General features: G+C 56.9%; 23 protein-coding genes and 1 tRNA gene. 9 read left to right on the plus strand and 15 right to left on the minus strand.

All coding sequences use genetic code 11. From position 1 onward, the window contains the following. The 3 genes from K1Y02_08290 to K1Y02_08300 form a co-directional block, all read right to left on the minus strand. Positions 1-718 (minus strand): hypothetical protein (locus tag K1Y02_08290; protein ID MBX7256349.1); only part of this gene is annotated, 718 nt, incomplete at its 3' end. Further along, the gene (locus K1Y02_08295) at positions 696-1,430 is read right to left on the minus strand and encodes a hypothetical protein (protein ID MBX7256350.1); all 735 of its coding nucleotides are present in this window, start codon (positions 1,428-1,430) and stop codon (positions 696-698) included. The genes K1Y02_08295 and K1Y02_08290, both read right to left, overlap by 23 nt. Further along, positions 1,427-2,590, minus strand: coding sequence for a tetratricopeptide repeat protein (locus tag K1Y02_08300; GenBank protein ID MBX7256351.1), 1,164 nt, complete (start codon positions 2,588-2,590; stop codon positions 1,427-1,429). Before K1Y02_08300 ends, K1Y02_08295 begins: the two co-directional genes overlap by 4 nt. Positions 2,591-2,793: 203 nt before the next feature. Between K1Y02_08300 and K1Y02_08305 the strand changes: the two genes are divergently transcribed. Further along, on the plus strand, positions 2,794-3,210 hold the full coding sequence (locus K1Y02_08305) for a hypothetical protein (GenBank protein ID MBX7256352.1): 417 nt from the start codon (positions 2,794-2,796) through the stop codon (positions 3,208-3,210). Positions 3,211-3,247: 37 nt separating this feature from the next. Here K1Y02_08305 and K1Y02_08310 read toward each other — a convergent pair whose 3' ends face one another. After that, the gene (locus K1Y02_08310) at positions 3,248-3,571 is read right to left on the minus strand and encodes a peptide chain release factor-like protein (protein MBX7256353.1); all 324 of its coding nucleotides are present in this window, start codon (positions 3,569-3,571) and stop codon (positions 3,248-3,250) included. A 122-nt stretch (positions 3,572-3,693) separates the two neighbouring features. On the opposite strand from K1Y02_08310, the gene rfbA reads away from it, so the two are divergent. Then, a complete protein-coding gene (gene rfbA / locus K1Y02_08315) occupies positions 3,694-4,557 on the plus strand; it encodes a glucose-1-phosphate thymidylyltransferase RfbA (GenBank protein MBX7256354.1) in 864 nt (287 codons plus the stop codon). Positions 4,558-4,562: 5 nt separating this feature from the next. Here the strand turns inward: rfbA and K1Y02_08320 are convergent, their stop codons facing one another. Further along, a complete protein-coding gene (locus K1Y02_08320) occupies positions 4,563-4,727 on the minus strand; it encodes a hypothetical protein (GenBank protein ID MBX7256355.1) in 165 nt (54 codons plus the stop codon). 115 nt (positions 4,728-4,842) lie between these two features. On the opposite strand from K1Y02_08320, the gene K1Y02_08325 reads away from it, so the two are divergent. From K1Y02_08325 to K1Y02_08355, 7 genes are all read left to right on the plus strand, one after another. Then, positions 4,843-4,929: transfer RNA gene (locus K1Y02_08325), tRNA-Leu, on the plus strand. 90 nt (positions 4,930-5,019) lie between these two features. Further along, a complete protein-coding gene (locus tag K1Y02_08330) occupies positions 5,020-5,409 on the plus strand; it encodes a RidA family protein (GenBank protein MBX7256356.1) in 390 nt (129 codons plus the stop codon). 311 nt (positions 5,410-5,720) lie between these two features. After that, positions 5,721-7,022, plus strand: coding sequence for an alpha-glucosidase/alpha-galactosidase (locus K1Y02_08335; GenBank protein ID MBX7256357.1), 1,302 nt, complete (start codon positions 5,721-5,723; stop codon positions 7,020-7,022). 31 nt (positions 7,023-7,053) lie between these two features. Continuing rightward, a complete protein-coding gene (locus tag K1Y02_08340; protein ID MBX7256358.1) occupies positions 7,054-8,274 on the plus strand; it encodes a Gfo/Idh/MocA family oxidoreductase in 1,221 nt (406 codons plus the stop codon). Positions 8,275-8,344: 70 nt separating this feature from the next. Beyond that, a complete protein-coding gene (locus K1Y02_08345; protein MBX7256359.1) occupies positions 8,345-8,863 on the plus strand; it encodes a BrxA/BrxB family bacilliredoxin in 519 nt (172 codons plus the stop codon). A 378-nt stretch (positions 8,864-9,241) separates the two neighbouring features. Next, entirely contained in the window at positions 9,242-10,114 is an 873-nt protein-coding gene (locus K1Y02_08350) for a DUF1559 domain-containing protein (protein ID MBX7256360.1), read from the plus strand. Between the two features lie 88 nt (positions 10,115-10,202). Next, positions 10,203-10,598, plus strand: coding sequence for a DUF423 domain-containing protein (locus K1Y02_08355; GenBank protein ID MBX7256361.1), 396 nt, complete (start codon positions 10,203-10,205; stop codon positions 10,596-10,598). Here K1Y02_08355 and K1Y02_08360 read toward each other — a convergent pair. The 10 genes from K1Y02_08360 to K1Y02_08405 all read right to left on the minus strand — a co-directional run bounded on the left by K1Y02_08360 (position 10,570) and on the right by K1Y02_08405 (position 21,213). Beyond that, a complete protein-coding gene (locus tag K1Y02_08360) occupies positions 10,570-12,321 on the minus strand; it encodes a hypothetical protein (protein ID MBX7256362.1) in 1,752 nt (583 codons plus the stop codon). The genes K1Y02_08355 and K1Y02_08360 overlap by 29 nt on opposite strands. A gap of 25 nt (positions 12,322-12,346) precedes the next feature. Beyond that, positions 12,347-12,802, minus strand: coding sequence for a putative molybdenum carrier protein (locus tag K1Y02_08365; GenBank protein MBX7256363.1), 456 nt, complete (start codon positions 12,800-12,802; stop codon positions 12,347-12,349). Between the two features lie 5 nt (positions 12,803-12,807). Next, positions 12,808-15,321, minus strand: a complete 2,514-nt coding sequence (locus K1Y02_08370) for a hypothetical protein (GenBank protein MBX7256364.1) — start codon at positions 15,319-15,321, stop codon at positions 12,808-12,810. Between the two features lie 137 nt (positions 15,322-15,458). Further along, positions 15,459-15,920: a hypothetical protein gene (locus K1Y02_08375; protein ID MBX7256365.1), complete on the minus strand. Its 462-nt coding sequence runs from the start codon at positions 15,918-15,920 to the stop codon at positions 15,459-15,461. Further along, positions 15,917-17,002 carry a hypothetical protein gene (locus K1Y02_08380; GenBank protein ID MBX7256366.1) on the minus strand — a complete coding sequence of 362 codons (1,086 nt, stop codon included), beginning with the start codon at positions 17,000-17,002 and terminating at the stop codon, positions 15,917-15,919. Before K1Y02_08380 ends, K1Y02_08375 begins: the two co-directional genes overlap by 4 nt. Before the next feature lie 15 nt (positions 17,003-17,017). After that, positions 17,018-18,508, minus strand: a complete 1,491-nt coding sequence (pilM, locus tag K1Y02_08385; GenBank protein ID MBX7256367.1) for a pilus assembly protein PilM — start codon at positions 18,506-18,508, stop codon at positions 17,018-17,020. Next, on the minus strand, positions 18,498-19,439 hold the full coding sequence (locus K1Y02_08390) for a general secretion pathway protein GspK (protein MBX7256368.1): 942 nt from the start codon (positions 19,437-19,439) through the stop codon (positions 18,498-18,500). The genes pilM and K1Y02_08390 overlap by 11 nt, the downstream gene beginning before the upstream one ends. Beyond that, on the minus strand, positions 19,426-20,211 hold the full coding sequence (locus tag K1Y02_08395) for a prepilin-type N-terminal cleavage/methylation domain-containing protein (protein MBX7256369.1): 786 nt from the start codon (positions 20,209-20,211) through the stop codon (positions 19,426-19,428). The genes K1Y02_08390 and K1Y02_08395 overlap by 14 nt, the downstream gene beginning before the upstream one ends. Continuing rightward, positions 20,177-20,695 (minus strand): type II secretion system GspH family protein, encoded by a 519-nt coding sequence (locus tag K1Y02_08400; GenBank protein ID MBX7256370.1) that lies wholly within the window; start codon positions 20,693-20,695, stop codon positions 20,177-20,179. The genes K1Y02_08395 and K1Y02_08400 overlap by 35 nt, the downstream gene beginning before the upstream one ends. Continuing rightward, positions 20,692-21,213 carry a prepilin-type N-terminal cleavage/methylation domain-containing protein gene (locus K1Y02_08405; protein MBX7256371.1) on the minus strand — a complete coding sequence of 174 codons (522 nt, stop codon included), beginning with the start codon at positions 21,211-21,213 and terminating at the stop codon, positions 20,692-20,694. Before K1Y02_08405 ends, K1Y02_08400 begins: the two co-directional genes overlap by 4 nt. Positions 21,214-21,231 lie beyond the last annotated feature (18 nt).

A 21,231-nucleotide genomic window follows, 5' to 3' on the forward strand; every position in this document is an offset into this window, starting at 1 on the left:
ACCAGACTACGAGCCGGTCTCGCACCATGTGAACCATCGCGATGGCGAATAGCAGCAGCACATAGGGAAAGGGCACGAAGTACTGCAGCTCGGCTTCGTACAGTTCGACGTCGCCAGAACCGGGGCCTGTGAATTCCGACGAGTATTCGCGCGAAAGCGAAAACCAATTTCTGGCCGGAGACTCTAAACAAGAATCCAACACAAAGAGTACGACGAGGAAGAGTATTGCAGTGACGATAGGCAATAGAGCCCATTTCTTCGACATGGCAATGCCTATGGCGGAGAGCAGGAGCAAAAGGAATAGACCTCCAATTCTGAGATGCCAAGGGGAAAACAGAGAAGGTTCTGGGCGCTCGTAGCGCGGAATCAGCCCCATGAGTTCAGGGAGCGCAATAACAAGAGCCACGATGAGCATCGCGACCACCAAGAGCCGATCGGTCACCGTACGCTCGCTGGGCGGACCGAGCAGAATGGCGAGGGCAAGGGCTGCCAATCCAATGACAAAAAGGACTGCGACAAGCATGTACGGATTAGCATTCATATCGTGAATGTAGTCCGAGAAGTCAGGCCATACCGGCAGCAACGCGCAACAAAAGACTAAGAATGCCAGCAGCATCGAACCAATGGACGCCCACCTGACGACCTGCACCAGCGGGTCGCGCTCGCGGACCGGCCAACGAATCTCGCTCACTTCTTCAGCGATTTTTCGATTCTCCAAGCACTCGCCGTCGTAACCACCATGCAATGACACGGTCTCGCGTTGAGTGGACCAAGGCGATGACAAACAAGGCCAACACGTACGGGATGGGCTGCAGGTATTGCACAACGGAGACAGCGGTTCTTGCACCGCCATGGGCCATAGTAACTGCATGAATCGACACTTCTACCCGCTGCTCGGTCGAGAACAATCCCTCATTTTGAGGCAGAGTCGTGAATCTCATGAAATAGAACGCCCCGACTAGGATTATTCCAGCCAAGATCGGCCACGTAGCCCACTTCTTCGACATAACGATACCCGCACCCGATGAAACGAGCAGAATCAACAGACACCAGATATCGACGAGTTTCAGAGTGGGCGTCACTTCTCCCGATCGATAGGGGTAGATGATGTGAGAGAAGAAGTACGGAACCACGGCAATGAACGACATCAGCAAGAGAATTATTGCCAGCAACCAGTTGGCCGCTCTTCGTTCGCCTGGCGGGCATAGAAGAACCACAACAGCAAGCGATGTCAGACTACCCATCAGGAGAATGCCTGAGATCTCGTAGGCATTTCCCAACATGTGATTGAGAACTTTGCTGACTTCCCGAAATCCCGGAAGCTGACTGATCCTCAAGGCAGCCGCCAACAGCATAGATCCAACAGCCGCCCAGCGCACGGCGCGCATCAGCGGGTCGCGCTCGCGGACCGGCCAACGAATCTCGCTCACTTCTTCAGCGATTTCTCGATTCTCCGATCGCTTGCCATGCCAAGCGCTTTGGCCTTCTCGTAGCACGGCCCGGCGGAGGCAGCGTCCTTCTTCTTCACGGCATACCAATACGCAAGATTGAACCACGCGGGACCGTAGTCAGGAGTGGCGTCAACAATGCCGCGAGCGCTTGCGATGGCATCGTCGAGTTGTCCGTGCAATGCCAGCGTCACCGCGTGTGCATTGCGCGCATCGACATAGCTTGGGTCGAGCTCAACCGCCTTGCGGAAGTGCTCGCCCGCCTGCTTGAACTTCTTCTGATTCAGCCGCAGCTTGCCAAGGTAGTACTCGCCAACGGCGTCCTGCGAAAGCCCCAAGTCGCACAGAAGGGCCGCCGACGCGCCGTTCACCGCCGTCTCAAACCGCTTCTTCAACTCCGCGCCCCCGTCTGCCGTCCAGCGCGACACCTTCTCGCTATCGACGGTGAAATCGGGGTCGGTGACATTCATCCCGAGCCGGTTCGTCGGGTCGCCCAGTTTCGCATTCGCCAACACGGGCTCGGTGGTCACCACGAGCGTGTCCATCCACAAGCGCTTGCCCGTTTCGAGCACGATGGCCTTGCCGCCAATACGCGCCGCGAGAATACCCTCCGGCCCGTAAATGCCGTAGGTCAGAACGAAGTCGAGGGCCGCATCCGAACCCTTCTTCATCAGCGACTCATACCGCAGCTTTTCCGCATCGGTCTTGCTACTCACGCCGGCCGTCGAACCCAGCGGGGCCGTCTCGGAGATCCCTTGCGGCAATGCCTCTGCCAAACGCTTCGCGATGGACTCCTTGAAGACTGCCGTCGTGTCATACCCTTCCAACGCGTCGTGGATCGGCTTACGGTACTGCGCATTCACGACCGCGTCCGCGCCCGCGCCCAGCACGATGCCCGCGCTTCCGACGATACGAAGCGACTTTCCTGCCGGCGATACCGACACGATCATCTCGCCCGGCACAGCTTTCGCCGACCAAACCGGCGCCTTCGCTTCCTTCAACGAAGTGATCGGCGGGGTCTTGGTCGTAGCGCAACCGGCAAAAGAGACAGCCAGCAGAAATGCTGTAAACGCCGCCAGCGTTTTGGAGTGCCCACCATCGTTAGAATTCACAAACCGCGATACGCGCGAAAGAATCAACATACCGGAAGTCTCCTAAGGACAGGACTGTGTGCAAGCTATTGGCTCCATCGGATTCTACATGATCATCACTTGAATCGTGTAATGCCTGGCCAAGTCGAATTTGCCGACGTCTGCTCGCGTTCAAGCGTCCTTGATCGGCACATCCCGGATACCTATCATCACGCTCATACTTACCTTTGCACAAAGGCACCTGGGAGTCCGCTATGAAGTTCATCATCTATTTTCCGCTTTTGGCGCTCGTGCTTGTGGCATACAACGTCGCCATGCTGGCTGGAGTGGATTTCGAGGCCAATCCGACAATGTTTCACATCCCCCACATGACCAGGGAAACCCCCACGGCGTTTGGGGCCGGAGATTTCTTGGTGGGATTGGGTATCGTGCTGCTTTTTGCCGAGATTCTGAAGGCAACCCGTTTGTCCAAGACCGCCGTCATTGATCACATGCTATCAACCGTGGTCTTTATCGTGTTTCTCGTCGAACTCATCGTGGTGGCAGGCGCTGGCACAGCGACCTTTATTCTGCTCACGCTTCTGTCACTCATCGACCTAATTGCCGGATTCACCGTCAGCATTGCCACCGCACGCCGCGATCTCGCGATCGGAGGCGACGGAGCAAACTGATGGACGGTCCGCGAACTTGCGTGACCGCGCTGACTTCCTACTCGTCCCCGGTCACTTTTCTGAGCGACTTGGTCTGACTGCGCTGGCGCTTCGCATCGACGCGGCGGCGTTGGGAGGCTTTCGAAGGTTTAGTGGGGCGGCGGGGTTTGACGCGGCGGTTGCGCAGTTCGAGGCGGCGCTCCAACTCCTCGAGTGCAGCCTCTTTGTTACGCAGTTGCGACCGCGACGCGGATGACGTGACCACGATTCCCGTCGGCAAATGGCGCACGCGCACCGCGGAATCCGTGACGTTCTTGTGCTGTCCGCCGGGTCCGCTGCTGCGATAGAAACTGATCTCGATTTCATCTTCGGTGAAGTGCATGACTCTATATTCGCTTGGTCTTGTCCCACCTATGCAGGGGTATGCGCACTAGGCCGGGTTGACCCAGTCCGCTCACCCTGCTATACAGTGGCAAAACACAGCAACCAAGTAAAGAGGGCGCCATGAAAGGAATCATTCTCGCGGGCGGTTCGGGAACACGGCTGTACCCCCTGACGAGGGCCGTCAGTAAGCAACTGATGCCTGTCTACGATAAGCCGATGATCTACTATCCCCTCTCGACGTTGTTGCTCGCGGGGATACGTGACGTGCTGATCATCTCGACCCCTCACGATTTGCCCCAGTTCAAACATCTCCTCGGCGACGGCTCCCAATTTGGGTGTTCCTTCTCGTATGCCGTGCAAGAGATTCCCAATGGGCTCGCCCAGGCTTTTGTAATCGGCGCGTCGTTCGTTGGCAATGACAAGGCCGCGCTCGTACTCGGCGATAACATCTTCTACGGAAGCGCGCTCGGCACGCAGTTGCAGCAGTGCAACGATCCCCAGGGCGGTATCGTGTTTGCCTACCACGTCTCCGATCCCGAACGCTACGGTGTCGTCGAATTCGATGCTCAGAACCGTGCCATCAGTATCGAAGAAAAACCCTCGAAACCCAAGTCCAACTTCGCGGTTCCCGGGCTCTATTTCTACGACAACGACGTCGTCGAAATCGCGAGAACGTTGAAGCCAAGCGCGCGCGGTGAATACGAAATCACCGATGTGAACCGTGTCTATTTGGAACGCGGCAAACTCATGGTCTCCATTCTCGACCGCGGCACCGCCTGGCTAGACACCGGTACCTTTGCGTCCCTCATGCAGGCAGGACAGTTCGTGCAAGTCATCGAAGACCGGCAAGGGTTGAAGATTGGGTGTGTCGAAGAAGCGGCTTACCGCATGGGGTACATTGACGCGGACGGTTTGCGGGCGCTCGCCGAGCCACTTATGAAGAGCGGATATGGCGCATACCTGCTGAGTCTGCTTGAAGGGTAGATCACCTACGTATTCGCCTGCGCGCGAAGATACGCATAATCTTCCGGCAACAGAATGACGGCGATATCCTTGCCGTCTTCTTGAAGCACGACGGCATCGCCTTCCGTCGTAAGGGCTTCAAGCACCTTGTTGAGATCAATAAGCCGGCTGGAAGCATCAATCTGGGACATGAGATTTCTCCGTATGTCGCGAGTATGACTCGGGAAGTCTATCACATCGCGCGTGTCACCAAGGCGCATCGCAAGCTTGATTCCAGCCGCTTTGACGTGTAAAATCATTGGGCTGGCGCGGATGGTGGAACTGGCAGACACGCTAGACTAAGGATCTAGTCCCCGAAAGGGGATGGGAGTTCAAGTCTCCCTCCGCGCACCACTTTTTAAGCCAAGGCGGTTCGGTGACGAGCCGCCTTTTTTCGATCTCCTGTAGTGTCCCGACACCATCAAAGTCACGGAAAGGAATGCTATGTCGCGCACGAACATCTCCAGCGGTTCCAAGTGGGAACCTATCATCGGATACTCTCGCGCCGTGAAAATCGGCAACATGGTCCATGTATCGGGCACCACCGGCACCGGCGCCGACGGCAAAATCGTGGGTGTGGGCGACGCATATGCGCAGACCGCGCAGGCTTTGAAGAACATCGAGACCGCCTTAGGCAACGCAGGCGCTAAGTTGTCCCACGTCTACCGGACGCGCATGTACCTCGCCGACATCGAGCAATGGGAAGCCGTAGGCCGCGCCCACGGCGAGTTCTTTGGCGAGATTCGTCCCGCTACGACGATGGTCGAAGTCAGCAAGCTCATCGACCCCAACATGCTCGTCGAAGTCGAAGCGGAAGCTTTGATCGCCGACTAACGGCTTCAGAAACTGTACACACCAAAGGCCCTTGCGCCAAGCATCGCGCAGGGGTCTTTTCGTTTTAGGTCTGCCCCCTTGCACGAATCCACCGACATTCCACGTCACTGCGCGACGCGCGTCCCGCTTGAATCTCGCCCCTTGTCGAGCGATCAGAGACTGCACTCGCCGAATAGCAATCGCCTCACCCTTTCGTGATACCATACTGTTTGTCGCCGATGGTTGGGGGGCGACATCGTGAGTCCGTATGCACGCGAAACCGGGCGACTCATTTACCACAGCTTTGCTTTTTCTCAAGGGAGTTCCTGGACATGCCGAAGATTTGTTTTTTGGGCGCCGGTAGCACTGTATTCGCGAAGAATGTACTGGGCGACTGCCTCACTGTGGATTGCATGCGCGATTCACACATCACGCTGGTGGATATCGACCCCGACCGTCTGCATGTATCCGAAGTGATGATGAAGAATATCAATCGTACGTTGGGCGCCAAAGCCAAGATCGAAGCGTTTATGAGCGACAAGGCCGCGGACGCCCTGCGCGATGCCGATTTCATCGTGAACGCAATCCAGGTGGGCGGCTATGAGCCCGCGACGGTTATCGATTTCGAAGTTCCGAAGAAGTATGGCCTGAAGCAAACCATCGGCGACACGCTGGGTATCGGCGGTATTTTCCGCGGCCTACGCACCATTCCCGTCATGCTGGATTATTGCCGCATCATGGAAAAGGTCTGCCCGAAGGCCCTGCTTCTCAACTACACGAACCCTATGGCTATCTTGACTGGGGCCATCCAACGAGGATCTGCTGTTCGCACGGTGGGTTTGTGCCACAGCGTGCAGGTCTGTGCAAGTCACCTGTGTTGGGAACTGGGCCTGCCGGAAGACAATCTGCAGTGGAAGATCGCGGGCATCAACCACCAGGGCTGGCTGCTTGAGATATCGCGCAACGGCGAGGATCTCTATCCCGAGATCAAGCGCCGCGCCCAACTTCCGGAATACGTGCACAAGGACACCGTTCGCTTCGAAATCATGAAGCGATTCGGGTACTACGTCACCGAATCGAGCGAACACAGCAGCGAATATGTGCCGTGGTTCATCAAGAACAAGTCCCCGGAATTGATTGACCGCTTTCACATACCTATTGACGAATATCCGCATCGATGCCGCATTCAGATTCAGGGGTGGGCCGACATGCGCGATCTCCTGTTGAAGGACGAACCGCTCGAGCACGAGCGCGGGCACGAGTACGCTTCGTACATTTTCGAAGCCATTCTCACCGGAAATCCCTATGTATTCGGCGGCAACGTCCCCAATACTGGCCTGATTACCAACCTTCCCAACAAGGTGTGCGTAGAGGTGATGTGCGTCGCCGATCGCAACGGTATCACCCCGACCTATGTGGGCGATCTCCCGCCGCAATGCGCCGCGCTCACGCGCACCAATATCAATGTGCACGACCTCACGATCGAAGCCGCGCTGACGTTGAAGAAGGAGCACATCTACCAGGCCGCATTGCTCGACCCGCATACCGCCGCGGAATTGACCATTGATGAGATCATCTCCATGTGCGACGAACTGATCGAGGCGCACGGGGATTACTTGCCGAAGTATCACTAGTTTGCCGTTCACGGACAGAGGGAGGGGCATTATGAAGAGCGAACATTCGATTGACCGCAGGGGTTTTCTCAAGACAGCAGGCGCCACTACCGCAGGTGCATTGTTGTTGTCGCCGGGTTCCGCCTTGGGCGCGGAAGCGAACTCGAAGATGCAGTTGGGAATTATTGGCTGCGGCGGACGCGGTCCCTGGATTGGAAGCCTGTTTCAGGAAACCACCAACACGAAAGTCGTCGCAGTTCACGATTACTTTCGCGACCGGGCCAAGGCGGCCGGGCAACGTCTTGATGTCGAAGAAAAGCGGCAGTACGTCGGTATCGACGGAGTCAACGAGCTCCTGAATAGCGGCGTCGATGCGGTCGCTATCATAAGCCCCCCCTACTTTCATCCCGACCAGGTAAAGGCCGCGTTGGCGGCAGGGAAGCACGTCTATCTGGCAAAGCCCATCGCGGTCGACGTGCCCGGATGCAACGCCATCGTCGAAGCGGCGAAGGGGGCCGGCGGTAAACTGAGCGTGTGGGTCGATTTCCAGACGCGGGTCGATCCCTTGTTCATGGAAGCCGCGAATCGCATTCACAACGGCGACATCGGCGAGCCGGTGATTTGCCAGGGCTATTACCATACCGGCAGGCTCGGCATTAAGACCCCTCCCGGAACGGAGACGGCCCGCCTGAGGAACTGGGTCTTTGACATCGCGCTGTCGGGTGACATCATCGTCGAACAGAATGTCCACGTAGTCGATGTAGTCAATTGGTATTTGAAGGGGCACCCTGAAAAGGCTATCGGCACGGGCGGACGGCGCGTGCGCACGGACGTGGGCGATTGCTGGGACCATTTCGTCGTGCGGTACCACTATCCAAACGACGTGCTTGTAGACTTCAGCTCGTCTCAGTTTGCCCCCGGCGGGTTCGACGACATCTGCATCCGGCTCTTTGGCAGCAAGGGCATGGTCGAATCGCACTACGGCGGTCTCGTGTTCCTGAAGAACAAAGAGAATCCCTGGCAGGGCGGCAAGACCGAACAGATCTATCGCGACGGCGCTGTTGCCAACATGAAGTTGTTCTGCGACAGCATCGCAAACAACGCCCCCATCGACAATTCCCAGGAAGCCGCAAACAGCACCTTGAGCAGTATCCTTGGTCGAATGGCGGCCTACGAGAACCGCATGGTCACCTGGGACGAGATGATGGCAAAGAACGAGAAACTGGACGCTCATCTCAGTTTGCCGGCGGACGGACCTGACTCGAAAACCTGACCGGGAATAAATCCATCGGCCGCAAACGTTTGACGGGGAAGTAAGCGCTTGTCCTGTAAGGAGATTCTTCATGCCTCCCCTGTACGATCCAGAAGCAGTAAAGCCGATGTGGGAAGAGTTGGCGGCCGTAGGGGTTAAGCCCCTGACGACCCCTGAGGAAGTAGACAAAGTGCTTGGCGGCGACGCCAAAGGCACGACGTTGTTGGTCATCAATTCGGTGTGCGGATGTGCTGCAGGCGGGTGCCGCCCAGGCGTCATGCTTGCGCTCCAGAATTCGGTGATCCCGGATACATGCGTGACCGTGTTCGCGGGTATGGACCGTGAAGCGACTCAACGCGCGCGCGACTACATGGGAGACATTCCACCTTCGTCGCCCAATATCGTCATGTTCAAAGACGGGAAGCCGGCCTACGTGATTCAGCGTCAGCATATCGAGACCATGACGCCGGTGGACATCGCAAACGTGTTGAAAGACATCTTCAACAAGGAGTGCAATACTCCTGGTCCGTCAATTCCTGCGGAGGAATTCGAGAAGATTAGTCCGATACAGCAGTGCGGTTCCTCGATTCCGATGTATCAGGGCGACTAGTCCCACGAGAATCCAAGATGATTAACGGTGCGCCGAATGTAACGATTCGGCGCACCGATTGTTTGTTCGGTAATGCATAAGGCGGGGACAGAACTGCGACAACGGTGTCGCTTCGGGAGGGTTCCCTGCCCCCGAGGATCGTAGCCTACTCCCGCTGATGGGTAGTCAAATCAGCGGTGCATTTGCTGACAGTTGTCTTTAATTGAACGCTTATGGCATAGTCCCCCAGCGTTTGCTCCGTCCCTGGGTGGTTCACGGTGAGGGACATGGCTTCGAGGGGTTTTCTGTAAACCCGGCTGGACTGGTAGAGGGCTTGTCGTGCGATTTGAGCAAAACGCAAGGTGATTTTCGCGCGGCAAAATAAATGGAGGAGATGCGATTGTGAAAAAGCGTGGGTTCACCTTAATCGAGTTGTTGGTTGTCATTGCAATTATTGGAATACTTGCTGCGATACTCCTACCGGCATTGGCGCGTGCACGTGAAGCCGCCCGGCGCGCTAGCTGCCAAAACAACCTCAAGCAGATGGGTCTCGTCTTTAAGATGTACTCCAACGAGTCAAAAGGCGAGAAGTGGCCCCACATGAAGACTCGCGCAAGTTCGCACACCTTAGGAGCAACTTGCGACGTGGCTCCCGAACTCGACGATCTGTTCTTTGAAGGGCCCTCGATTTACCCCGAGTATTTGACGGACATCAATGTCCTGACATGTCCCTCCGATCCGGACAACCAGGACGCGGAGACCTTGTGGTACGTGGATGGCGTTGTTGACCCCTGCGCGTTCAGCCCGATTTCCTACGTGTATCTGGGCTGGGCATTCAAGCCCGAGCATTACATGCTGGGCAACGCCGATGAGAATGCCGACCCGCCGCAGACGGACCCGGATTTCTACACGCAAGCACTGACTGCCGTGGCAGACCCGAGTAACTTCGACGATGATATCGAAATTAACAGCACGGTGGACGGCGACTATGTCATCTATCGTCTGCGCGAAGGCATTGAGCGCTTCTTCATCTCGGACATCAACAATCCGGCAGCATCGAGCGAAGCGCAGAGCACGATCGTAGCTTTCTATGATCTGGTTCAAAGCGCGCAGAGCGCGGTGGGCAAGCCCTCGTACAACCACATTCCCGGCGGTGGTAACGTACTTTACATGGATGGGCACGTATCCTTCCTGAAGTACCCGTCGGAATACCCGGTAAGCAGAGCGTGGGCAGGGATCATGAACCTCTTCACGTCCACTCTCGTCCCGTAGTAGCGAAAGAGAATTATTGGCGGGTTCCATCATTGGCGATGGAACCCGCCGATTTCATTTGCCCTATTCAACGATAAGGAGTGACGACATGGTTGGCGCACAACGGTGTGGTCTCGCCACAGGGGCAGTGTTTGGAGGACTTGGCGTCGCCCTGGGAGCCTTCGCCGCGCACGGACTCAAGCAGCGCCTCACTCCGGAGATGCTGGCCATCTTTGAAGTGGGCGTCCGCTACCAGATGTATCACGCCTTGGCCCTGGTTGCGGTCGCCATGGGAAGTGCCGGCCTTTGGCGGATGCGTTGCACATGGTGGGCCTGCATCATGTGGACAACAGGGGTCCTGATATTCTCCGGCAGCTTATATGCACTTGCGCTGACAGGTATACGCTGGCTAGGCGCTATCACTCCGTTTGGCGGCGTTGCCTTTCTGATTGGATGGAGCCTGCTCCTCGCCGCCGCTATGCGCGCTGCCTCACCTCAAGAATAAGCGTGCCGCCGGGACCCACGGTGACGCCCAGTTTCTGGCCCTCCCTGCTCATTCCCGAACTCGACGGCCATCCGTGCAGCACACGAGCAGACTCGATGGGAAATCGCGCTTCGAGGGTGTCGGAAATGGAACTTGATTCGTCAAGCTCGCTGCCCACGCCGTACACGTCTCCCCTCTGTGCTCCCCAAGGATTGTAGATGCCGACAATCCACGTCTTGTCACTCTCTCGGAAGTTCACTTGCATGGGCAGGTGAGAGGTCCTGACGAACGGAGTAAATTCGTCGACTGCTTTCACAAGAGCATCCCACGTCTGCTCAAGACTGGCGCTCCCTCCCACGGGGATAGTGACCCGATACGACGCAAGCGTGGAAGCCAAGGCGGTTGATGGCACGATGTCGAAAAGCTCAGGAAATGCACACGGGGTGTAGCACCGGGCCTCTTCCTTTGCATTCTTGGCGCCCCGCTCAGCTACGGGATTCTCTGCTTCAGACGGTACATAAAGCCGGCCCTTGAGATCCTTCCAAGCCGCAGACTGTTTTCCGTCCCAGTTCGCGTCCAAAATGAGTGAGATTGGCGTGAATGGACGCCCCACGTCAGGATGGGCATCCTGAAAATCGAGCAAGTCGCGAGTCACCAGGCCGTATGACGAAAGCGTCGCGTCGTCCCAGTTGGTGAAATTACCTTCTGCCCCCCACTCTTCATGCATCGTGTTGGCGCCCGACAAATAGGAGTGGAAGAAGATGCGCCGCTGAAGCGCGGTCGACGGCCCCTTGTCCGGTCCGATTGGAAAACCGCTGGCCTCCATGGCATCGTTGGGGGCCTGCCAAGACCAATCCTTCATTTCAATGAAACTTGTGCACCCCCCTGGACCCCACGGCGCGTAGAAGATGCCCCACGGCTTGCCAGCAGCCTTCGCGGAACCACGGGCAGACGCGATGGCAAACTGCGATTCCGATGATGCCCACGGTCCGACTTCGACGATACACGAAGCGGCCCCGTATTCGTAGAATCGGTGCCAAACCAGTTCTCCGTAGTGGGTGCCTTCGCAGTACGAGAACCGGCCATTGAATCGCTTACCTTGGGTAATGGCCGCCCGCCTGTAATCATCCCACCACTGGGCTTCGGTCTTGGGATACGTGCGTCCATGGTATTCAGCAATGTCTCCGTATTCGATCCACTTGTTGGCCTCGCTCCAATCGAAGTAAGCGCGAATCGATTCCGCGTCGACGGGTTCAGTGGCAAACTTGGGATTGGCCTTCGCTATGCGCCCCCAATCGTTGTGCACATTGGAAAGAACTTCATGTACTTGACCGCCGAGGAGCTTCACCCCAAGCATCAGCTCATACTCGGCCACGAGAGACTGGTCGAAGTCGTAGGGGTAATACGGGGACCCGCCGCACAGCCGGTCTACTATGAAGTAGCTGGGCTTGTTCTTGAGAATTCCGTACAGCTCGCCATCACGGCGCGCGACCGCATTGAAGCGGCGGTTATCGTCTTTCCCGAAGGGCGATTGTACAAGCCGGACTCCGGTCGTGGACCGGATCAATCCCGCTTTCTCCAGACAGCGCCAGTATCGCCCGGTAGCCTCATAGGTGTGAAGAAACGAGAACGCGCTGGCGGATTGGCCTGACGGCGAGGACTCCGCTCCATAAGCGAAAGTGACTCCCGCAGCGGCAACTCCCAAAGTGGACTTGATGAAATCTCGTCGCGTAACACGTTTCATGTCGGACTAAGCTCCCCCGCACTCATTACTTCAGTAGATGAAACAGAAAGTCCCTCGCCCTCTCGTAAGCAGCAGGATTCGCGCTCGCGCGCGGACCCGCTACATTCAGAATACCGACAGCGTGGGTGCGAAGCCACTCCACGGCCAAGGACGGAGACACGGCCTCGTCGAGGTCGATAACCAAGCACGGCTTACGCTCCATTCGAGCGCACTCGACAGTAAAAGCCGTGCCGCCAGAAGGCTCGCCAAAGGTGAGAACCAAGGTGGCGTCCGAATCACGCACGTTCCACCGGGTTCGCTCTGCGTAATCTACGGAAGGCGTTTCCGTCAGCGGGTAACGGGCGGGAATGGAACCGTCTTCCGCGAGACGATTCTTCGGACACCAACCGCCGCAAGGAATGCCCAACTCCAAGGCTACATCTAGCGCGGCGCGATCGACCCCTGTCTGTCCTCCCGAAACGATTAGATGAAGACAGAACAATGGCGTCACGGTGCGTTTGCGTCGGGCGTATTCTCTGACGGGGAAGGAGCTTCTGAGGAATTCGTCTCAGGCGTACCCTCTCCTGAGTTACTGCTGTCCGTCGTATCTTCTTTGTAGTTGGGGATAAATGGCGAGGAGTTGGCCTCAATCTTGACTTTCAAACCAGCCGCTTCAGCCCTCGACTTGGCTTCTTCGGCCAGCCCGCTGGGTGCATTCGGATGGGCGCGAAGGCATACCGTGGGTTTGACCTTGGCATCACGCGCCTTGTCGAATTCAGACTGCAACTCATCGAGCGTAATAGTCTTGCCGTCAACGTAGAACTTACCGTTTTCGCCAAGGCCCACGGGCAGCTCGTTCGCGCCTTTCGCCATGCGGTCAGCGGTACGGCCCCAAATGTTCTTCTTGGAATGACGGAATTTGTCGGCGGTTTCAGCATCGAACTTTGCGAGATGCTCGGCTTCCGGCTGCGTATATTCATCCACGATGGTTGAAGTGATAAAAACCGCCAGTTCGCGATTGATGTGGTCCTTCTTCGTTCCCTTGAACAATCGTCCCACGAAGGGAACATCTCCCAGGATGGGCACCTTGTCCACGGAATCGGTGAGATTCGCAAAGCGGAGCCCGCCGATGACAACCGTCTGTCCGCTGTTCACAAGGACACTCGTTTGGGCTTTGTTCTGCGATTTTTCAGGAACCGTGCTCTTCAGGTTTGCCGTCTCGATGGTCTTGTCCTCGGCCGTGCTATCCTCGGCCTCGATCTCCATGAGGACATTGTTTTCACCGTTAATCCGCGGTTTTACCTTCAGTATCGTACCGGTCTCTTCAAATTGTACGCTGCCGGGAGAAACACGCGACCCGATCCCGGTGTCTTGGTCATTGGAGACGATACCCACGTTGGAGAATCCAAACGTCTGATACGCGTTCTTCCGCGTGTTCTCGAATGTTGCCTCTTCCCCATCTTGCACCGTTACCCGAGGACGCGCGAGGATTCGGATTTCCCCGTTCCGGTCCAGGTAATCCAAAACGATGGCAACCCGGTTGCCTTTGAAGTCCGGATCGAGAATGTTGTTGCCTGTCAACTTACCTGCCTCGCTCCCGTCCACGTTGCTCACTTCCTGGATGGGTGCGTTTGTAAAGTCGTCGCGCAGGAATGCGCGATACGGCTTCCGGCCAACCGTGGCGCGCTGACCCGATTCAGGACTGGACGTGTAGTCGGGATTGGCGTTTCCGCTTTGGAGCGCAAACGGCACCCCCGAAATCTCGTCGAAGTAGGACCAGTTGACAGATAGGTTCCTGAGCACCGTGCTGGACGCCGTGACAAGGTACGCCTCGATCATGACCTGCCGCCCTTTGACGTCCCACATCTTGATCATCTCGTCGAGTTCCTCGATGCGCGAGGGAATCGACGTCATACTGATTTGATGGGTGTCTTCGTCGATGGTCAGCCCTGTCACGTCTTCCGGCAGCACATTCTCTAGACGTTCGGAAACCGTCTTCGGATCGGCGTAGTTCAACGTCCAGGTGCGAGTTTCCAGCTTCTGATCGAGCGCCTCCAGCATCTTACCGATCTGATCCTGGCGGCTCGGCAAATCGGTAACGACTATTGAGTTCGTCCTCGGATCGGAGTTTGCCAACCCACGCTCCGAGAGAAGGCTTTGAATCGAGTCGAGCAGATCGTCCGCCGCGAGATGCTTGAGCGCGAACACGCGCGGCTCAAGCGGAACATCCATCTGCTCGACGGCCCGCGTCATCTCCTCGATGTTGGCTTCCGTATCCCACACGATAATGCGGCCAGTTCGCGGATCGCTTACCAACTTGCCCGTTTCCGACGTAAGCGCCGACAGTATGGCCTCCATATCGATTACGTCCGCATGCTTGATATGGAATTCGGCGCTCTCAACTTTGCCAAACTGACGGTCGAGATACTCTTCGTTGAGCATCACGTACAGGAATTTGTTCTCGGCATCGTATTCGTAGTGAATGCCGTTGAACTTAAGTACCGACATCACTTGCTTCGGCTTGACTTCATTCACCCAGAACCGTACCGACTGCCCTTCCAAGCCCTTGGACGCGATAATGTTCCAGCCTGTCGACGTGGCCACGTAGTCGAGCAATTCCATTACGGGCACCGGCGCGTCGGCTGCCAAAAGCGTGATCGGTTGTCCTTCATCCGGTACGTCGCCGTATTCAACCTTACGCTGAAGGATCGGCTCGAACGCGCCTGAACCGCCCACCGTCACCTGACGCCGCTCCGCCTTAATCGCCTTTACCGAACCGGTACGTTGCTGTTGTGTCCCGGCCTGAGACTGGGAGCCGCCTCTTCCAGGCTGCGATGAACCCATCTCGTTGCCCGTTTGTCCACTCGGATTGAACTGCTGAACGATAGCAGTTCCGGTCGTTGCACCTCCCTCAATAATAGGAGTAGGGCCAGGTGTGACTGGGCTCTGCTGAGCACCGGACTGTGGAATTGCAGCTACCGCGAGTGTGGTCAGCACTGCGGCCATCCAGAAGCGTCTCACTTCAACCCTCCCGCTCATCGGATAAATACGGCCAACTCCGCTACGGCCTCCAAGTAGACCAATAACCGATGTTAACCATTTACAGTATAGCGCAAAACTCTAAAAATCAACAGATCAGATACGCGCGCCGGCAGTCCCTAACGCCGCGGAATCGTCACGTTGTACTCCTGCCCCGCCTGTGACAGAGAAAACACGACCCCCGCATCCGTTATATCCTTTATCGTACACCCTTTAATCTGCTGCCCCTTACCGTACCAGCCCTTGACGCCGTCAACAATGATCTGAATCTTGTCCGCCATCTTGTTTCGCTTGGGCTGAACCCCTGCCAGCATGCTGGACAAGTTCGGCGGCGGAGCCGCCTGCACGGCGGCCTTGACCAGCGGCGCCCACATATCGGTCCTCGAAGTCACGACATTGCGCCAGGCGGCAGAATCGGCCTCCGTGTTGTCAGCGACATAGGCCGGCGGCTCCAGCTCTTCTAGCTGAACTGCAAATCGTTGTCGCTCTGCGGCAACGGGACTCTTGATGAAGCCCAGCACGAGCAAGGCCAACAGGGCCACCAAGACCAGTACACAGACGGGTAACGCAAGTCGTTTCACGGTTTGCCCTCCGTCTGCATCAGCGACACGTTGTCGACCGTCACAACACTGGTCTTCGCTTCAAGAACGATGAATGGGGCCCGAATGGGGACAGTCGCTCCCGGTTCGCCCGGAACAGTTATGAAGAACCGGTATGTGTAGACGCCGCTGTCGGCCTTCGCCGTTTCGCCTTTGCCCAGTGGCGCGCCGTCATTGTTTGCGACAGTTATCGTGGCAGGCGCTTGAGCCTGCAGGTCTAGGGAAAGCTCATAGGTATTGCCTGCAACCAGGTTCTGTATCTGGTACAACGAGGCACCGTCCTTCTCCGCCGTCACGCGCACGCTGCTCTGTCCTTCGGTCATGTATTGCTGACTCTGAATCATCGTGCAGCCGTCAGCGGTCCAGTCTGTCGGCATCGAAGTCTGGGAATCCCAATTCTCGAAGCTCGGATTACGTACCAGATTCACCTTGCTCACCGGCGCCGGCGCTTCAACAACGGGCGGACTCGTGGTCGCGTCGCCAATAATCGTACGAGTAACCGTGAACTTGGCGCCCACGGCGGTCGTCGCCGGCTGTCGCGAGATTTCGAGACTATCTACCCGGAGCGCCTGATCACTTTGCTGCAAGCGTTCCAGGAATTGGGCCAAGTTCTGTATAGGCGCGTCTTCGGTTCGGAAAGCCACGGTATACTTGCGATAGCCTTCCCCGCTGTTGTCCAACGTCCCTTTCTCCATATTGCGGATATCGACAAGCAAGTTGTTGGCCTGCATCGGGGGGGCCTCTTCACCCGGCTTAGGGAGGTTCTTCTGCGTGAGCCGTCTAATCTCGCGCCAAAGCCGATCATGGATCTCTTCCTGGGTCCACTGGCTTGAATGCTGGGTGGCAATTGCCTGATAGGCCTTGTCGACGGCTTCAGCCTGTACCGTCTGCTGTTTGTAGTAAAGAAGATCCTGCTGCAGGTCCGCAATCGTCTCGTCCATGGCAGCAATGCTGTCGATGGCGCGAATGGTCCCAACGACCAGAACCGCACCAGCCAACAGAACGGCAGCCAAAACGGCAAGCCTGCGCTCCGACGGCGATAGTTTTCGGATAAAGGCTAGCACCGTGAACCTCCCGTGTTACTGCTCATCGGCAGGCTCCTCGGCAGACATGGACACAGCCTCACTGTCATCCAGCGGGATTAGAATCTCGTACTGCCAGACTTGCTTGTCGCCCTCCGTGACCTGCTTATGAGAGCCGGGCTGCACGCGAGCAAATTGGGGAATCTCCGTCTTGCTTGCTTCGCGTAGCGTGTCAATCCATTGGTCGACCACGGTAATGTCCTGCACGCGTCCGCTAACGGCTATGCTTTGTCCGTGAATGAAGCGCATGCTTGTTATGTTGAGGTCGGTACTGGGGGCGCGCTTAAACAACTCGGCCATCAGTTCCAAGGCCGAGCCCGTGCGGTCAAGGCCGCGCTGCAATACCGCGAGCTGCTTCTTCTTCGCCGCGACGTCATCGGCAATAGGTTTCAATTGGTCTGCCGTAGTCTGAAGTTCACGAATATACGACTTGCGCTGCCACGCAGCCTGACCGTAGAGTGCCAGCAACGCAATGAGAATCGCCGACCCCAGACCAACCACGTTGTACAGGTTACGTTTGAAGGCCGACCGTTCGCGATCCTCCGAGAGCGAGCGCGGAACGAGACTGATGACAATCGGCGCGCGGTCCTGCGCCGCAAGGGCCGCACCCAATGGAATAAGTGGTATGCCTGTGAGCAGCTCGTCGCCTTTGGAACAGAGGCTTTTCGGGATGTGAATGGGCGAGCACTCGAAGCCCGACGTGTCCGACAAGGTCTCCGCAATCGCCGCCACATCGGCGCACTCGGAACACAGGTACACGCGTTCCACCGGCTCGCCGTCTTCGCTCTCGCGGCGATACGCCGATAGAGAAGCGCGGAGTTCCGACGAGAGTTCTTCAATTGCCTCAAAATTCTCGCGCGGACTTGCGGACCAGTCGTAGTTGGTCGCGATACCTCGCCCAAATTCGATGCGGCCCGCGTTGAATACCAAAACCTCTATGCCAGACCCGCCCAAGTGCAGAAGAGCCCAACGTTCGGACGTGTGAAGCGATGCCGACGCCGCGCCCAAGCATGCCGTGCTTACGAGGATCTTTTCCGGCTCCAAGCCGCAGGCTTTGAGCAACGCGACATGCGATTCCACCACGTCGCGGTGCGCGAACACGGCCAGAACACGGGATTGTCCATCCTGAGACTTTTGCAGGATACACTGATCAACGACAACCTCGTGCGCGGGATACGGCACGTATTCCTCAACACTCAGCCGGACCATTCCCGCAACTTCCTCCGGAGACTCCGAAGGAAGCATGAGAATGCGCGCCGTCATATCGTGGCGGGGCAGTACCGTAAAAAGGTGATCCTCTGCAAGGCGATGTTTTGCGGAGAATTCGCGCAGAGCGGACTCCAACGTGCCGTCCTGTGTAGACCATGCGCCGCGCTCCACGACATGATCGACTATCTCGATGCCCTTCGTGGTGCGGTGGCAGCGCAACAGGGAAAGTACGGTTCCGTCTACCTGCAAAACAGCGATATTTGAAGATTTACGAGCCAATGCCGCCCTCCATCCAATTGAGGAAGGTCACTTCATCTTGCTTGATTTCCACGACCGCTTCCGCCGTCGCGCGGATCTTTCCTTGCCGTTCAGTGGCAAAGCCCTTGATTTTAAAGACCTGCGACCGCAACTTACAATACTTCTGGAACGGCGTAATCTGGTCACCAGTTAAGGAAAGCCGCGCGGCCAACTCTCCCATGGTCCTGAACGTGCGATCGTCCGCGGTGTCGATGAGCCCGTCCGGCCCCTGGCGGTAACCGATGATGGCGTTACGAATGTCGTCGCTCATATCTGGAATTACTTTGAGAACCTCATCGGCAGCCGTGTTGATGTTGATCCTTCCGTCGCCGTACACAGTGAACAGGTCGCGCAGCCCCTTCGAGCCTTCAGATCCTTCCCAGAGTTCGTCGGTCATGCCCTTCAAGTAACGTGCTTCCTCGACGGTCAGAAATGGATTGTATTTGTCCGGAGTCTCTTTCGATTTCTGGCGCTCCAGAATATCTTCGATTGTCGTGAAGCCAAGCCCTTCAATTTGCTCAAAGATTTCTTTTTGTGACGCGTTAAGCGAAATGCGGGCTTCCGCGTCTTCGAGTTCATATCCCGCCTGATCGTCACCGTATAGGCTTGGGTCTTCAGGAGCGTACACCCCTTTGTCTTCCATCAGATCGGATTTCCGGAGGCGAAGGTTCAGATTGTATTCGAGACCCACGCTGTTGTAGAGCTGCTGCATGAAGACCTCGTTCTTCACCTTCGCAATGCCCATCTCAATGGCCCCACGCGCCCGGTAGTAGGCTTCCGTGTGGTCAATCGAGTAGGCCGCGGCGCGCTGATCGAGCATGGCTCGTCTTCCAAACCCGACCATAAGCGCCGTCAACACGACAAGCGCCCAGAGCACCGTGATCAGCACATAACCACGTTCACGCGCCCGCATTAAGCAACCCTCCTTCTTGCTCGAAGGAATCTCGGTCGATCTCGCTGGTCGGGCCGCGGAATGCGGTCATCATCGTGAACTTCGTCTTCTGCCCCTTCGCTTTCGACGACACGGACTTGTCCACAAGGGTCAATTCGATTCGGATGCCCTGTGGCATACCGGAGCCTTCCTTCAATTCGTCGAGAACGATGAGCTTTATAGGCCGAGGAGGCAGCGACGGATCCTCCTGTTTTATCTCGTCTTTCGGGGGAAGCCAACAATACCGGATCGCAAAACTATCCACATCCGACGCGAGTTCGAATTGGTGTTCGGTGCCGAGCTTGAGGACTGTCCGATCAATCTCTCCATCCTTGGGCGGTACGGGTGGCAAAGAACTCTCGACGATGCGTTCTTCGCGGACCAGAGAGTCGGCCGCTTTACCGGAACCCTTCTTAATTCGGTAACGAATCCACATCGTGCGCGGCTCCGAGCCTTCTTCAACATCCATCGGCGGAACGACCGCAATAAACTCGAGTTCGTCGCTCGTGCCTTTGAGGAGATGAATGGCCCCTGGAAGGATGTTCTGAAGCTCGCGGCGGATGATGCCCAACGAAGTGCGGGCGTCTTGATACGACCGCAGATTGGATTCACCGGTGCGCCACAGACGGATGGACGAGCTGTACGCGGTGAACAGCGCCGTCATCACGATGGTGATGATGGTCGTTGCCACAAGCAGCTCCGCCAGGGTAAACCCCGGGCTAGCGCTTTGCTGGCTGTGCTTGCGCTTTTTCACCTTGCTCCTGAACCTTCTTGTATACGTACAATCGCTCTGGCCCGATCAGGGTTTCCGCGGTTCGGGTATATGTCTGATCGCGTCGCGTCCAGAGAACCGTAACGGAAATCTTCCCGACATAAGGGACAGGCATCTCGATGCCGTCCGGATAATTCACAAGTATTTCGGGAGGAACCCTGGGAACGGGGATATCCGCGCGGGACACGGCCCACTTGTATTTGAACCGGGGATAGTCCTTTCCGAAATCCCCTTGTCCGGTGCTGTTTTCCGCAAGCATTGGCTGCAATTCCAGTTCGGACATCACCTGCTCAATAAAGAACCGGGCTTGCGTGTAATCCTGCGCCATGGCGCGCGTGAACATCGATTCTCCGAGCGCACGGTTCGCGGCGAGAATCCCCACACTAAGGACGACCAGCGCAACAAGGGTCTCGACCAAGATCCAACCCCGATTCGTATTCCGAGCCATGTGCGTCGAGGTGCTCACGACTTCACCTCAAACTGGCCGAGGCGGCCCTTCGTATCGATGGTGACCTTCTGACGGCGGTCGAGTGTAAGCTCCAACTTCGCCTCGTCGCACGCGCCACCGGGAAAGAACGAAATATACTGCGCCTTTGCTTTCCGGTCGAGGTGGGCCTTCGGCTTCTTGAGGGTGATTGTCTTGGGGAGGTGGCGCACAATTCCCTCTCCGCCATCCGGGCGCGCGAACAAGCGCTCTCCGCGCTCATCCGTCTTGTCGTACCGCATGATCCAGTAGGCGCCTTTATCCGGGCTCATGTAAAAGCGGTACTCGACGGTGTCGATGATGGCGCGTTCCTGCGCGTACTTCATGAGCGCGATGAAATCGCGCGTTGCCCGGTCGCGTTGAATGAACGAAACGGAACCGTGATAGACAGGCACGACCGTCGCGGACATCACGGCAATAATGGTCAGCACGATGATGAGTTCCATCAGCGTGAAACCCGCGCTCGACGACCGCTGTTCTGTCGGACTTGTTCTTTGCATTGCCGTTAGAATTCGTGT

The sequence above is a fragment of the Candidatus Hydrogenedentota bacterium genome (assembly GCA_019695095.1).
GTDB lineage: Bacteria > Hydrogenedentota > Hydrogenedentia > Hydrogenedentales > SLHB01 > JAIBAQ01.

Coding starts and splice junctions, on each gene's coding strand:
- K1Y02_08300 (MBX7256351.1), bottom strand. CDS start 2,590: ATGTTGATTCTTTCGCGCGTATCGCGGTTTGTGAATTCTAACGATGGT.
- K1Y02_08305 (MBX7256352.1), top strand. CDS start 2,794: ATGAAGTTCATCATCTATTTTCCGCTTTTGGCGCTCGTGCTTGTGGCA.
- K1Y02_08310 (MBX7256353.1), bottom strand. CDS start 3,571: ATGCACTTCACCGAAGATGAAATCGAGATCAGTTTCTATCGCAGCAGC.
- rfbA (MBX7256354.1), top strand. CDS start 3,694: ATGAAAGGAATCATTCTCGCGGGCGGTTCGGGAACACGGCTGTACCCC.
- K1Y02_08320 (MBX7256355.1), bottom strand. CDS start 4,727: ATGTCCCAGATTGATGCTTCCAGCCGGCTTATTGATCTCAACAAGGTG.
- K1Y02_08330 (MBX7256356.1), top strand. CDS start 5,020: ATGTCGCGCACGAACATCTCCAGCGGTTCCAAGTGGGAACCTATCATC.
- K1Y02_08335 (MBX7256357.1), top strand. CDS start 5,721: ATGCCGAAGATTTGTTTTTTGGGCGCCGGTAGCACTGTATTCGCGAAG.
- K1Y02_08340 (MBX7256358.1), top strand. CDS start 7,054: ATGAAGAGCGAACATTCGATTGACCGCAGGGGTTTTCTCAAGACAGCA.
- K1Y02_08345 (MBX7256359.1), top strand. CDS start 8,345: ATGCCTCCCCTGTACGATCCAGAAGCAGTAAAGCCGATGTGGGAAGAG.
- K1Y02_08355 (MBX7256361.1), top strand. CDS start 10,203: ATGGTTGGCGCACAACGGTGTGGTCTCGCCACAGGGGCAGTGTTTGGA.
- K1Y02_08360 (MBX7256362.1), bottom strand. CDS start 12,321: ATGAAACGTGTTACGCGACGAGATTTCATCAAGTCCACTTTGGGAGTT.
- K1Y02_08390 (MBX7256368.1), bottom strand. CDS start 19,439: ATGCGGGCGCGTGAACGTGGTTATGTGCTGATCACGGTGCTCTGGGCG.
- K1Y02_08405 (MBX7256371.1), bottom strand. CDS start 21,213: ATGCAAAGAACAAGTCCGACAGAACAGCGGTCGTCGAGCGCGGGTTTC.